Raw genomic sequence first — 14,105 nt, 5'->3', positions numbered from 1 at the left:
AATCGGAGGCGATCAAATGGCGATGACCTATTTGCTGATTAGTATAGCGGTCTTCGCATGGGTGGTTTGGCGGATGCCCCGCAAAGTGGAGACGCTCGCTTTGTACGGCACGCTGCTTACGATTGTCATCATCGAAGTTTTAATCAGCATTTTTCAAGACTTCAGATTCGACCGGTACGGTTATTTCTCGCATGGGATTGATTATGCGGGCTTGCTCGTCTCCACCGGCATTTACCCGCTGGCCGCTACGCTCTATTTGAACTTTTTCCCCTATGGAAAGTCGCTTGCGCGCAAGGCGGGATATGTGGCAAGCTCGATCATCTGCTGCATGCTGTACGAGAGAGGGGCTGTCTATACGGGGATGTTATACTACAACGGTTGGAGCTGGTGGATTTCCATGATCTTATATCCATTCACGCTGACATTTCTCGCCTGGATGTACACGTGGATGCGCAGAAGGATTGAGATTGACCATGGATTTTAAGTGGTATACATACGCGTATGCGTTCGGCACCGGACTGGTCATGATCGCGATCGCTCTCCGAATGCCGAAGCGACATTCCGTCACGGTCATGTATATTACCGCCTTATTTTCCACGCTGCTTCAGTTAATAACCGACATTATTCTGGATGCCAAATATGATTGGTATGGCTATTTCTATCACGGGCCGGATGTTTATTCGGTGCTGGCTTGTTTGCTCATCTACCCGCCATTTAACGCCATCTATTTGAACTACTTCCCTTATGGACAACGGGTAATGAAGCAAATCGCTTATATCTTTGCTTACTGTGTATTCGCGGTTGTCTATGAATGGACGGCCGTGCAGTCCGGGTATTTCTACTATAACGGGTGGAAGTTGTGGTATTCCGCGCTAGTCTATCCGTTCCTGTTCCTCTTATTGTCCGTGCATGGCTATGGCGTGATGAAGCTCGCGGGAAAGAAGACGCGCAAGGGCCGCAGCTGAAGCGGCACCAAGATCGGATCACGGAAGAAAACTCACTTCCCGCCCCCAAGATGCTCTTCCCACCAGGCGATCGTCTGATTTAACCCCGCATCCAAGTCGTACCAGGGCCGCCAGCTTGCTTCATGATTCAGGCGTTCAGTCGCCGCGGCCATCCATAGAGGTTCATGCGCCGGGAAAGGTATCGCCCCAAACCGAACGAGCTCGCGCTTGCCTACTTTCTCGGCGATGGCGGAGACGAGGTCGCGCACGCGCACTGATTGGCCGGAGGCGATATTGACGGTTCCCCGAACACCGCTATCCAGCAGGGCAGAGAACGCATCCCCGACATCCGCGACATGCATATAATCGCGAGCTTGATAGCCATCGGTACAGCGCGCTTCTTGACCGGCTAATAACGAACGGATGACGGAAGCAACAAGTCGTGCAGGATGCTCGCCAGGTCCATATACAAAGAACAGTCTTCCCCACGCATAGCTAATATCGGCCGATTCCGAGAATGAGATCAGCAGCTGCCGCATGGCATTCTTGCTGGCCGCATAAGGCGTTGCGTAGGAGAGAGGGCTGGCCTCTTCCGAGAGATAGCCGTGATGCCAATCGTATTCTGCGCAGCTGCCGGCCATCACCACGCGCTTACCGCCGTATAACGCAAAAGTCCGAAGCAGCTCCAGACTTGATTGAACCCAGCGATAATTATTTAAGGAGGTCCAGCACTGTCCTGGAGCGGTCTCCCACGCGAAATGCAACAAATATTCAGGTTGGATCGTTCTCATCAGGTCATCGATAACGCGCTGGTCAAGCAGGTCCGCGGTGTGCCACAGGACCTGTTGGACCGATTTGTTCTTCCTGCTGACGACATGCACGTCATAGCCTTTCGCGAGCAGAGAGGGGATGGCGAAGCTCCCGATCCATCCATCTCCGCCGGTTACGAGCACCTTCTTCATCCGCTAGAGCACCTCGATTTGCGGAATCATCACGATGAACTGACCGCCCCACTCCCGGATATAGGCATGCTGCGCCATAATCTCTTCTTTGAGATTCCATGGCAAGATGAGCACATAATCCGGCTGCGTGCGTCGAATCGCATCAGGCGCCAGGATCGGGATTCGCGTCCCGGGTAAATATAGCCCCTGCTTATACGGATTGCGGTCAACGGTATAGGGAATGAAGTCGCGGCCGATGCCGCAATAATTCAACAGCGTATTTCCTTTGGCCGGCGCGCCATAAGCGACGACCGTTTTCCCTTGATGATGGAGCTTGATCATGAATCGAAGAATGTCCATTTTCGTTTGTTTAATCTCGTTCGCGAAGCGCAAATAGGTCTCGATCCGATTGATTCCCCGATTTCTTTCTTCCGCCAGGATCGAGGAGACGCTCGCATGCACGGGTCGCGAATCGTCTTCGGCATGTTGGACGAAGATGCGCAAGGAGCCGCCGTGCGTTTGCAGCCGCTCCACATGGAACAGCCGGAGGCCGTGGCTGGCCAAGATCGCCTTTACGGTTGTGAGGGAGAAATAGGAGAAATGTTCATGATAGATCGTATCGAATTGCTTCTCGGCCATTAAAGCGAGCAGGTGAGGGAACTCGATCGTCAGGACGCCGCGGTCCTTCAGCGCGATTTTCAATCCCTTCATGAAATCATGGATATCCGGGACGTGGGCCAGCACGTTGTTCGCCACGATCAGATCGGCCTGCCGGCCTTCCTGGACCAGCTTCGCGGCCAATTGTTCGCCGAAGAACTCCACGATCGTCGGGATGCCTTTGCTCTCCGCCTGGGACGCTATATTGGCCGCCGGTTCGATCCCGACTACCGGGATGTGCTTCGCCTGAAAATACTGCAATAAATAGCCGTCATTGCTCGCGATCTCCATCACCTGCGAGGCCCCCGTCAGCTTGAACGTCTTGGTCGCCATCTCGACATAGTCATGGGCATGCCTAAGCCAGCTTTCCGAATAGGAGCTAAAGTACGCATACTCGCGAAAAATATGGGCGGGCGTCTCCATTTGGTTCAACTGGACCAAGAAGCAGTTCGAGCACACATAGGCATGCAAAGGATAAAAAGGCTCCATCGCATGCAGCTCTTGTTCGCCCAGGAAGGCGTTGGCAAGCGGAGAAACGCCAAGATCTACGAACGTGTGCCGCAGCTTAGTTTGGCAATATCGGCAGCTATTCATGTCATCTCTCACACTCCCTCTAATTCATGAAAGCGTTCGATCTGCTTGAGTGTATAGGCGCGCATATTCATGCCGGCCTCATAGCTCTTATACCAGTCAACGGTCCATTCGATCGCGGAATGGATCGACAATTTGGGCCGCCAGCCTAGCCTTAGTATGGCATCCGAGCTATCGAGCCGCAGAACGGCGGATTCGCGCGGCCGAGCGCGGTAATCCTCATGAATGTCGAGATCTTTGCCCCACCGTGCCGTCGTCTTCTTCACGATTTGTTCAACGGTCAACATATCTTGGCTCATCGGGCCGAAATTCCAGCCGCGACAATAAGCTCGATCTGCCCAGCACTTCTCGGCCAACAGCAAATAACCGCTCAGCGGTTCAAGCACGTGCTGCCACGGCCGAACGGAATGGGGATTACGGATCGTTAACGGTTCCGAATGGAGCAGCGCCCTCACGATATCCGGCAGCAGCCGATCTTCGGCCCAATCGCCGCCGCCAATGACGTTGCCGGCCCTGGCGGAGGCCAGACGTTGATCATAGGGGCCATGATCATGGAAGAACGATTGGCGATACGATTCGGTGATCAGCTCGGAGCAGCCTTTGCTGGCGCTGTAGGGATCATGCCCGCCGATTCGGTCGCTCTCTTTGTAGAACATAGGACCGGTATCGGTGTTTTCGTAGCATTTGTCGCTGGTCACATTGATAATGACCCGGACGCTTTTGGTTTGTCGGGCCGCTTCGAATACATGTACGGTGCCGAGAATGTTCGTTTGGAACGTCTCCGTCGGAAACAGATACGATGTGCGCACGAGAGGCTGCGCGGCCATGTGAACAATGATATCCGGCTGCGTCTGCGTCATAACGGCTAACAAGCGGGAGAAATCATTGATATCGCCGACATAATTCGTGCAGCTATTCGCGGCCTCCGTAAGGTGAAACATATTCGGCGCACTGGCCGGCGCTAGCGAATAACCTGCGACATGGGCGCCCAGATCATGCAGCCACATGGTAAGCCATGTTCCTTTGAAGCCGGAATGTCCGGTAAGCAGCACCTTTTTTCCTTTCCAGAATGAAGGGTTCGGCATCTTACCATACCTTCCAAGGCGCTTGATTGTCTTTCCATAATTCCTCCAGCCGCATGCGGTCCCGCAGCGTATCCATTGGCTGCCAGAAGCCGTGATGGCGATAGGCGGCCAATTCATGCCGACTGACCAAGGCTTGAAGCGGCTCTTTCTCCCACACGGTAGCATCCCCGTCCAATAAGTCGAATACGCCGGGCTCCAAGACGAAAAAACCGCCATTGATCCAGCTTCCGTCTCCGCTTGGCTTCTCGGCGAACGCCTCGACTTGATTGCGCTTAATATGCAGCGCTCCAAAACGCCCCGGCGGCTGTACGGCGGTTAAGGTGGCCAGCTTTCTCTGTTTGCGGTGGTAGAGGAGCAGCTTCCCGATGTCGATGTCGCTAACCCCATCCCCGTACGTAAAGCAAAACGTTTCTTTGCCGACGTAATCTTGGATTCGTCGCAATCTTCCCCCGGTCATCGTATCCTCGCCCGTATCGATTAAGGTGACTTTCCACGGTTCGGCATGGTTGTGATGGATGATTCGGTTGTTATTCGCATAATCGATCGTGACATCGGACATATGGAGGAAATAATGGTTGAAATATTCCTTAATCACATACCCCTTATAGCCAAGACAGATGATGAAGTCGTTAATGCCATAATGGGAGTAGATTTTCATAATATGCCAAAGTATCGGCTTCCCACCGATTTCGATCATCGGCTTTGGTTTCAGGTGCGTCTCCTCGCTTATGCGCGAGCCGTATCCCCCGGCTAAAATGACGGCTTTCATCCACTCAGCTCCCAAACATAAAGAGTTGTCGATATTCCGGATTTAGACGGAGATCTTGCGCGAGGTGAGCGTAATATTGATAGGTCTGTTCAAGCTGATCCGCGGACATGAGGTGCTGCACGCCCATCGATTGTTGAATCGCGCGGGCCGAGAAGGTCGGACCGATCTGCAGTTTTCTTCTTCGTATGGCATCGTTCCAAGGACTGAACCAAAACTTGAGCACGAAGGCGGGGTACGGATACGCGCTCGCGTGATGGTGAGAGGAATGTCTTCCGGTCAAGTAACTGCCATGCGCATGATGATGAATGAATCTTCTATAGTTATATCCGTCGAAATCGCTCGGGAAGTATCCGTGATAGCGTTGTTGAACGAGCGGAAGCGAATAGTCGGGATCGCGATATCCGTGATAGGGAGGATCCACCATATTGATGCCGCGGATGACATACATGCTCTGTCCCAAATCGTTAAGCGAGGTGAAAAATTGCTCTTTATTTCGGCAGCAAAGGAATTCGGTCGTATTCAAGACCATTTTCCAACCGGACACTTCCGTCTCGATGGCCATCATCTCCGTATCGACCTCGATGGCGTCGAACTCCGGGTACTTGGAATCCCGAACCTCCCAATGAGGGGCGTATTGTTGGCAGATCGCTACAGATCGATCGGTAGAACCTCTGTTCACCAGAATGCCGTGGTCGAATAGTGGCGTGTGGTGCATCAACCACCAAGGCAGCAAATACTCTTCGTTATAAAAATGAGTGATTAACGTAGCTATCGTCGTTTCCCCCTCTCCATCAGTTGGCATGCCAAACATGCTTGAACGAAAAGGCTTGTATTCATTAGGATATGTTGGGGATTCCGACCTGGCATCCGCAGGAATGGATTTTCGAGGGAAGAATACTTCTTTAGCGAACAGGATTTTTCCGACATTCACCGAGCAATAACGAGTAGCTATCATCGACTTGGGACATCTCCCATATAATAGGGTATCCATTAACTACAGGTTGCTTTCTATGGGGCTTCAACCTTTATGTAGTATAATTTCGCTACCAATACACAGCGGGGGTGCGTCGTGGAAAATACAGAATTCTTCGGTGCTACGGTCAGGATGGAGAATTTAGCTAAGCAAGCTGCTGGTATGATCGTTATCATTGTGGTCTGCGGTATTGCCTTGGGGCTTGCTGCAAGATGGCTGCGGCTGCCCAAGCAAATTCAACAAGCGGCGGCTACCATTGGAGTTCTCGGCGGATTTTGCGTTTACTATTTAAAATACATAGGTTGAACGATTATTAAATATGAAAAGGTCCTAGTCAATGCTTCAGACTAGGACCTTATCAAATCTAAATTGAATAAATGAGGAGCAACTATTACTAGTTGAATATTGTCGTTTCTACGACGTCAGTTTTCTTCTTTTTAGTCGTAAGTCTTTTGCCGATCAACATGGAAGGTCTTTCAATGAATCTGTAGTACAGAGTCCCTAAAGCTAAGGCTAGAACAGGTATTATGAAGGCCAGGACTTTCAACGAAGTACTTCCTCCAGCAGCATGCACAACAACCAATAGGATAATGGGATGGATCAAGTAGACACTGTATGAGATTCTTCCGAGCCACAACATGACAGGGCTGCTCATGAATTTCGTGTCTGTACCGATAATCAGTGCAATGAACAAAAATACGCCAACCGCAGTACCAAAATCAATAATTAATGTCGCGATATTACCCGAAATTAGGTTGCCGTTGTGTTTCATAAACCCAAGTCCTGGTGTAATCCATTCTATATTGTAGAAGAGGATTGCTAGGACAAAAACAATCGTTTTACCCAGCACACCGACTTTTTTGATGTAATCGATCAATTGGTGACGATGCTTAGCCATCAATGCACCGATGATAAAAAATGAAGTGTAGTAGAATGTTGCCCCGAATGAAGTAACAAGTGCACTCAATTCCTCTTGATTAACCATTTTGGCAGCGACGACCATAGCTGTTTTCAAACCTATGGTAATGATGAGGCCAATGACTCCTGTCTTCAACCAACTGCGAGTTCTCAAGACGAATATCATGATAATAGGGAAAAACAACGAGATTCGCATTTCGTGTACAAGACTCCAGGTCGATGTTGCGATGTTGTGCGTGTCATAACCTAGCATTAGGAAGAACGAAATAATACGATATGGCGTTAGATCGGTACTCCATTGTTCATTGAACCAACTGCTCGTCCCTTCAATTGCGGGTTTATCCGTAGGGAAGAATACGGCGAAAATGAGCATGGAGAGTAAGACCGTGACTATATACGGCAAGTAAATCCTGCAGAACCGCCTTACAGCATAGATTCCATAGGAAGTTGTTCGATTATTAAGGAAGGGTAATGCCAGAACAAAACCGCTTAATACAAAGAATAATACAACGGCTTGATATCCCGCCCAGAGTGTATGCAGGGGAGAATGCTCCAGGAACCTAACCACATTATTCGAGATGGGTTCATGATAAAACGCGGTAAGGAAAATGGGGAAAATCAATAAACAATGGTGAATGATTACGGTGAATGATGCCAGTCCCCTTAGGGAGTCCAAAGAATCGATACGGCTGGTTTCTTTTCTCATATTTTCCGTCCTTTATTTATTTTGATACAGATTGTATCACATATTAAGACTTCTATGGAAGAGCGTCAATATAATTCTTTCGATAACGATCATCGTTTGCGCGCGATAAGGAATGCCCGGAGAAATAAAAACACGATAGATCAAATAAGCCGAGTCGCTCCATTACGAGTGGCTTTTTATTTTCAAAGGCAAGGAGCTGGGCTTGAGACGTTTGGCTCTCTTTGGGAACAATTTGGGCATGATTGCAAGCCGCAAGCCAATATAATCTAGCAATACCGTTAAAAGGAGGCCAGTCCATGCTGGTTAAGAAACTTCAATTATGGGATGATGCCGATTACGTGACGCTGCACACCTACGTATTGGAACGATCGCCGGAGCTTTCGCCCGACCGGCGCCGTCCAGCCGTTATTGTCTGTCCGGGCGGAGGGTACATGGGAACATCGGATCGGGAGGCCGAGCCTGTGGCGCTTCGATTTGCCGCCCAGGGCTATCATGCTTTCGTCCTCCGGTATACGACCTTCTGGCCGGGTTTCGTTGATTTTGCCACCCATCCGCTCCCGGGGAACCCGAGGACACGCTACCCTCAGCCGTTATTCGACTTAGGCAAAGCGATCACGGTCGTACGTCAGCATGCCGAAACGTGGAACGTCGATCCTGATCGGATCGCAATATGCGGCTTCTCGGCCGGTGGTCATCTTGCGGCTTCGCTGGGCGTCCACTGGCAGGACGACTTCTTAAGCGAACATCTTGGCGTGCCGAACGCATCGCTGAAGCCGAACGCGTTGATTCTCAGTTATCCGCTTCTCGATTTCGTGAGCATGAAGCAGGAAGTGGAAGCAAAGGCGAGCCCCGAGGATAAGGCGTTCTGGCAGAAGTCCAATCAGGCCATCTTCGGAACCGCGGAACCGTCGGACGAGGAGCGGGCGAGATTGAGTCCGCCGCGATATGTCTCTTCTTCCATGCCGCCGACATTCGTCTGGCATACCGCCGACGATGATCTCGTCTACGTATCGAATGCCCTGAACCTCGCAAGCGCGATGGCCGCGCATCAGGTGCCGTTCGAGCTGCACGTGTTCGAACGAGGCGTGCATGGGATGTCTTTGGGCGACGAGACGTCCGCCGGGGGACCGGAGCATGTGAATCCGGACAGCCAGTGGATGAGGGCGGCATTGAAGTTTTTGAAGCGGCGCTGTTAGGCCGCTAGCCGAATACGGAATGTTCGAGAGGGGGCGTACTGGAGGCCTCCTCTTTTCATTTTATAAAGAGGTCCTTGGACATGATGGCGAAATAAGTCCCAATAAAATTACCAAATAAGATACGTCTTATTTGGGATATATTTCCTTATAGGTTTGTGCTATGCTCTTCTGGCGAATGATACCTTTTTCGACGGGAGGCGATCGCAGGCAAGACGGATTATGATTTTGATTCGGATCCTGACGCAGCTATGTTGCACATACGCGAAGGTAGAAACAGAGGAATGATCAGTCACCAACGGCAGGGCTTGGCCAAGTCGGCTGCCGCCTATTATGTTGGGAAAAGGTGGTTGAAACTGTAATGAAATCGAAGCTGAAGAGGAATATCGTGCTCCTGCCTTTACTTGCCCTGACGATCCCTCAACACGTTTTTGCGGCTGATCCGGTCAATGGTGCCACGGATATCAAAATCGCGGAGGTAGCGGCGACCGGTCAAATCCTTGATGTCGATATGGGGACCAACCGGATTTTATATTTTGATACAGCCAGTAAACAGCTTGCGATCAAAAATATCGCAACCGGACAAGTCACGGTCAATCCGTCCGTATATCCTACTAATGCGAGTACCCCATCCGGAGAATTAACGAGAAATGGGGCCGTGTACTTGAAGCAGGGATCTGTGGAGGAGTGGACGAACAAAGGCGTCCAGCAGCTCGGCACTGGAGAAGAGTGTTACGCGATCGCCGGGGATTACGTGACGTACTGCTCGAGTTACGGCGATAGCGAGAAGCTCGTCCGCCTTCACTTGGGTACGGGGCAGGAAACCACCGTTAAGTGGTTTGACCCTTATGTGGATTATTTCGGAGACGTGGACGTACGAAGCGACGGCAGCGTGGTGTACAGCTACCGGCAAGGTTATGCCAGCAGTATCTATAATTACAATGTGCTCTATCTGTTCCAAGACGGGAAGACGACGTTACTGGATGGCGATGAAGGACTTTATAATTACCAAGGTTATTTTAATGACGAGGGTGTCGCTTATGTGAAACGGGACGGTTTTGACGATGGTCACGAAGAAGAGGATGAGCTTCTGTTCCGCGAGACGACATCCCTTGGGACACTCAATTGGTTAGGCTACGGGGCCAAATTCACCGATATTTACGGTCATAACACTGATATCGTATACACGCGAACCGACGATAACGGTATTTCCCAGGTCCACCTGTCCGGTTATCGCCTGAGCGGCCCGATATCGAACGATCCTGCAGGCGCGGTGAGTTTGGGGGCCATATCAGATGACGGCGATGTCGCTTACCAAGTGAAGGGAGCTTCGCGGTTCTCCATCAGCCATGTGTGGAATGGTCAACGCGTTTCTTACTCGGTCGGCCTTAGCGGGGCCAAGCCATTCTGGCAGAACGGCGTCTGGTATTCGATCAAGGGGAACTCCGTCTACCAACACGTGCCGCCGCAAGAGCTGACGGTTCCGGTGTGGTTGAAAGGAAGCGTGCTCCGCGCGAGCGAGGTGGATTCGACCAGCGCGCTGTTGTCCTGGGATGCGGCCGTCGATGCGAACGGGGTAACGGGGTACCGAATCTATAAGCAAGGTCAGCTGCTGGCGGAACTGCCTGCCGGAGCGACCTCCTACCCGTTGACCGGTCTTAATCTCGGCGAGAGAGCCAGGTACAAAGTGGAAGCAGGCAACGTGGCGGGCAACTGGTCGACCGATGGGCCTTCCGTCGAGTTCGTAACGAGTCCCCGCGACACAGTGAATCCGACTTGGCCGGCAGGCAGCAAGGCAACCTCCGGCGGGACGACGACCGTCATTGCGCTGATCAGCTGGACGCCGGCCACGGATAACGTCGGCGTCACCGGGTATCGCATCCTAGACGGGACGACCGTCGTCGCCGAGGTGGACGGGAACACGCGCACGAAAGGGATCACGGGGCTGAACTCGAACCGGACGTATACATTCAAGGTCGAAGCCCGGGACGCGGCGGGCAACTGGTCGACGGACGGTCCGTCCGTCACGGTGACGACGCTGCCTCCTCAATGAATGACAGACACCTCTTGTACCTGCTCAGGCAGACAAGAGGTGTCTTTTTTGCGGGATGTTGAGGTCGGGCGGGTTGCTCAAGACACTGCGTTACGGTTTAGAGTTATATGAAACTAATGGATGAAAAAGGATAGTTTTCAAAATCATGAGGTGTTATGATGGTTTAGGCGATACGTATTGTATCAGATAAAAGGAGGAATGTTGAATTTATGTTTCGTACTGTTCGTCTTGCTTTCTTTGCGATTCTAATCGCCGCCTTTGTAAGCCAACCGGCTGCTTACGCGAACCCGCCGGAGCCGGAAGCGGTCTTAACGACCGCCGCTGATTCAGCGTCCCATCCCAAACCGGTCATTACCGTCGATGCGCCGTTCCCGCGTCAGGTCGCGACGCCGACGCTGCCGATCAAAGCCAGCTGCCAGGATGCCCTGGGCTACCTGTGCAAAATTAAGGTGGAGGCGTGGGACAATCAATATCTGAAAATGGTGCTCGTCGACTATAAACCAACCATCGACGAAGTAGTGTCGCTCGAGCCCTTGGCCGGCAAGGAAGTAACACGGCTGGTCTTCACGGCCGTGGATTCCTTGGGGCAGACATCGACGGTCGAGCAGCCGGTCTACTTGGAAGCCAGTCCGAATGCCGACAAGCTGCTGGAAGTCGAGAACGCCACGCTGTTGGACGTCGACTTCAAGCAAGGGCGCGTTTTATTCTATGATCACGCCGCCGCCAAATTAGGGGTAAAGCAACTGGATAGCGGCTCGTCCGTTCTCATCCCTGCCCCGGTGTTTTTGGATGACAAGACGCATTTGCCTAAGCGAGCGGTCTTTACAGGGGATGGCGTAGCCTTTCAATCCACGATCGACCGCATCGTCGTATGGAGTCCGAACAAGCCGCTGATGCAGCTGGAGAGCACGAGAGGCTGCTTGAAAGCGAACGGAGATTATTTGTTGTACTGCAAACCGGTCACGGGCCCGACCAATTCCGCGATCGTCCTCCATCGTTTATCATCGGGGATTGAGGAAGAATTGCTCCGTTACGATTATCATCCGGACGAATGGTATTCCTTTTTCAATGACATGAATGATTTATATGACGCTGAAATCTCCGATGACGGCCGGGTGTTGCTCTCGTTCGGCGAAGGTTATACGGAGGCGTATGACGTCCAATTTACGGACCTTTACCTCTATCAGTCGGGACAGTTGCAGATGATCAGCGACAAGAGGACGTTTAACTCCATCGTGGGGTTCGATGGCGGAGATATCGTGTATTATTCTTGGTACCCCGGAGGCACGTTTGACCCTGATGCGGGCGAGGTTATCCGTCGCAGGGCGGACGGTCAGCAGCAGTCGCTTGGCAGCGGCGAGACCATCGGAGGTCCTTGGCTGCAAGACGGTTGGGTCGCTTATAGCCATTCCATAGACTTAGGCGACTGGACTTACAAGCCCCAACTTATCGTCATTTCGCCGGACGGCACGACAACGGTTGCCGAGGAATATAGAGGAACGGCCGTGGCTGCCGGGGGAAATGGGGACATCGCCCATCGATACGACGGCGAGACCCAAATTAGTCATCGATACGGGGATAAATATGCTTCCTTCCGCGCTGCGAATATGTACGCCAAGCTAGTGTGGCATGAAGACAGCTGGTATTCCATGCTTGGCGGCGCCTTGTTCAAGATTAGCGTGCCGGAAGAAGGCAACGATCCGATTTGGCCAGGCGCAGGCAGCGAGGTGACGGCAAGCAATGAAACCGAGACGACCATAGACCTGCATTGGCCAGCGGCCGCGGATGATTCGGGTGTCGCTTATTATGAATTATTATTGAACGACTTTACGACCTGGCCGCATGCAAAATACCGGATAGCCAAAGTACCAGGGAGTGCAACTTCCTTCACAATCGATCGTCCGAAGAGATATTTCAATAACGACGGTTACACATACGAGATTTCCGTTCGGGCAGTCGATATCTATGGCAATTATTCAACGACCATAGCAAGTCCAACGCTCTATGTTTCGTATTGGGAATCCACGGCACCCGTTTGGCCGAACGGTAGCGCGATTCAGGCAAGCGGCACGTCGGCTTCCGGCACGACGCTCGCATGGAACGCCGCGGAGGACAACAAGGCGGTAACCGGGTACCGGATCTTCCAGGGACCTTATCTCATCGCGGAAACGACGGCGGATGTCCGCACCTTGGACGTGACCGGCTTGACGCAGAATTCGCTTTACTTGTTCAAGGTAGAAGCCGGTGATAAGGCAGGCAACTGGACGGTCAACGGACCTTCCGTCCACGTGAGGCCGATCCCTCCGGGCGGCGATGGGTCGCCGCCGACCTGGCCGGCAGGCAGCAAGGCGACCTCCGGCGGAACGACGACCGCCATCGCGCTGATCAGTTGGACAGCGGCCACGGATGATGTCGGCGTAACCGGCTACCGTATTTTAAACGGAACGACCGTCGTCGCCGAGGTGGACGGGAATACCCGATCGAAGGGCATCACGGGGCTGAACACGAACCGGACGTACACGTTCAAGGTTGAAGCCCGGGATGCGGCCGGCAACTGGTCGACGGACGGCCCTTCCGTCACCGTGACGACGCTGCCGCCTGGCGGCGACGTGACGGCGCCGACGTGGCCGGAAGGCAGCCAGGCGACGGCCGCGGACATCACGGAGCGCACCGCTCGCATCAACTGGACGGCCGCCGCCGATAACGAGAGCGTGACGGGCTATCGGATTACGGACGGGGAGAAGGTGCTCGCCCAAGTGGACGGAAATACGTTCACGATAGAAATCAAAGGGTTGACCGCCGGAACCAACTATAGCTTCAAGATCGAAGCGCGCGACGCGGCCGGCAATTGGTCGACGGACGGACCTGCCGCCTCGTTCGAGACCACTCCTCCGGATACGGCGCCGCCGACATGGCCGGCAGGCAGCAAGGCAACCACCGGCGGGACGACGACTACGATCGCGCTGATCAGCTGGACGCCAGCTTCGGATAATGTAGGCGTTACCGGGTATCGGATCATGAACGGGACGATCGTCGTCGCCGAGGTGGACGGGAACACGCGCACGAAGGGGATGACGGGGTTGAATACGAACCGGACATACACGTTCAAGGTCGAAGCGCGCGACGCGGCCGGTAACTGGTCGGCGGATGGTCCTTCCGTTACCGTGACGACGCTGCCGTTGCAGTAGCTTATCCATGCCACGTCCAATTCGGGCGTGGCTTTTTTCAATTGTTACAAATAGGAGGCGCTCTTCAAACAAATTAGATGTGCGCTA

General features: G+C 52.8%; 12 protein-coding genes. 6 read left to right on the top strand and 6 right to left on the bottom strand.

Annotated elements, in window-relative coordinates; translation table 11 throughout:
* The first annotated feature begins 16 nt into the window (after positions 1 to 16).
* Together ACFFSY_RS29135 and ACFFSY_RS29130 are read left to right on the top strand one after the other, a co-directional pair.
* The gene (locus ACFFSY_RS29135) at positions 17 to 484 is read left to right on the top strand and encodes a CBO0543 family protein (protein ID WP_377500830.1); all 468 of its coding nucleotides are present in this window, start codon (positions 17 to 19) and stop codon (positions 482 to 484) included.
* Complete coding sequence (locus ACFFSY_RS29130) at positions 474 to 965, top strand: CBO0543 family protein (RefSeq protein ID WP_377501556.1); 492 nt, start codon at positions 474 to 476, stop codon at positions 963 to 965. Before ACFFSY_RS29135 ends, ACFFSY_RS29130 begins: the two co-directional genes overlap by 11 nt.
* 32 nt (positions 966 to 997) lie before the next feature.
* On the opposite strand, the gene ACFFSY_RS29125 is transcribed toward ACFFSY_RS29130, so the two are convergent.
* From ACFFSY_RS29125 to ACFFSY_RS29105, 5 genes are read right to left on the bottom strand one after another with little or no spacing between them, the layout of a single operon-like run.
* On the bottom strand, positions 998 to 1,906 hold the full coding sequence (locus ACFFSY_RS29125; protein WP_377500828.1) for an NAD-dependent epimerase/dehydratase family protein: 909 nt from the start codon (positions 1,904 to 1,906) through the stop codon (positions 998 to 1,000).
* Between the two features lie 3 nt (positions 1,907 to 1,909).
* Complete coding sequence (locus tag ACFFSY_RS29120) at positions 1,910 to 3,136, bottom strand: methyltransferase domain-containing protein (protein WP_377500826.1); 1,227 nt, start codon at positions 3,134 to 3,136, stop codon at positions 1,910 to 1,912.
* 8 nt (positions 3,137 to 3,144) lie between these two features.
* The gene (gene rfbG, locus ACFFSY_RS29115) at positions 3,145 to 4,218 is read right to left on the bottom strand and encodes a CDP-glucose 4,6-dehydratase (RefSeq protein WP_377500824.1); all 1,074 of its coding nucleotides are present in this window, start codon (positions 4,216 to 4,218) and stop codon (positions 3,145 to 3,147) included.
* Position 4,219: 1 nt separating this feature from the next.
* Positions 4,220 to 4,987 carry a glucose-1-phosphate cytidylyltransferase gene (gene rfbF, locus ACFFSY_RS29110; protein WP_377500822.1) on the bottom strand — a complete coding sequence of 256 codons (768 nt, stop codon included), beginning with the start codon at positions 4,985 to 4,987 and terminating at the stop codon, positions 4,220 to 4,222.
* 4 nt (positions 4,988 to 4,991) lie between these two features.
* A complete protein-coding gene (locus ACFFSY_RS29105) occupies positions 4,992 to 5,789 on the bottom strand; it encodes a glycosyltransferase family 2 protein (protein ID WP_377501554.1) in 798 nt (265 codons plus the stop codon).
* A gap of 267 nt (positions 5,790 to 6,056) precedes the next feature.
* Here ACFFSY_RS29105 and ACFFSY_RS29100 point away from each other — a divergent pair, with 267 nt between their 5' ends.
* Positions 6,057 to 6,266 carry a hypothetical protein gene (locus ACFFSY_RS29100; RefSeq protein WP_377500820.1) on the top strand — a complete coding sequence of 70 codons (210 nt, stop codon included), beginning with the start codon at positions 6,057 to 6,059 and terminating at the stop codon, positions 6,264 to 6,266.
* A gap of 88 nt (positions 6,267 to 6,354) precedes the next feature.
* On the opposite strand, the gene ACFFSY_RS29095 is transcribed toward ACFFSY_RS29100, so the two are convergent.
* Positions 6,355 to 7,584 (bottom strand): acyltransferase family protein, encoded by a 1,230-nt coding sequence (locus ACFFSY_RS29095; RefSeq protein WP_377500818.1) that lies wholly within the window; start codon positions 7,582 to 7,584, stop codon positions 6,355 to 6,357.
* A 296-nt stretch (positions 7,585 to 7,880) separates the two neighbouring features.
* Between ACFFSY_RS29095 and ACFFSY_RS29090 the strand changes: the two genes are divergently transcribed.
* The 3 genes from ACFFSY_RS29090 (at position 7,881) to ACFFSY_RS29080 (ending at position 14,018) form a co-directional block, all read left to right on the top strand.
* Entirely contained in the window at positions 7,881 to 8,780 is a 900-nt protein-coding gene (locus ACFFSY_RS29090) for an alpha/beta hydrolase (RefSeq protein ID WP_377500816.1), read from the top strand.
* 358 nt (positions 8,781 to 9,138) lie between these two features.
* Positions 9,139 to 10,830 (top strand): fibronectin type III domain-containing protein, encoded by a 1,692-nt coding sequence (locus tag ACFFSY_RS29085; protein ID WP_377500814.1) that lies wholly within the window; start codon positions 9,139 to 9,141, stop codon positions 10,828 to 10,830.
* Between the two features lie 209 nt (positions 10,831 to 11,039).
* A complete protein-coding gene (locus tag ACFFSY_RS29080) occupies positions 11,040 to 14,018 on the top strand; it encodes a fibronectin type III domain-containing protein (RefSeq protein ID WP_377500812.1) in 2,979 nt (992 codons plus the stop codon).
* The last annotated feature ends 87 nt before the right edge of the window (positions 14,019 to 14,105 follow it).

It is taken from the genome of Paenibacillus aurantiacus, from assembly GCF_042431225.1.
GTDB classification, from domain to species: Bacteria; Bacillota; Bacilli; order Paenibacillales; family Paenibacillaceae; genus Paenibacillus_Z; species Paenibacillus_Z aurantiacus.
The sequence above is the reverse complement of the archived record's forward strand: the minus strand, read 5'-3'. Positions and strand labels throughout refer to the sequence as shown.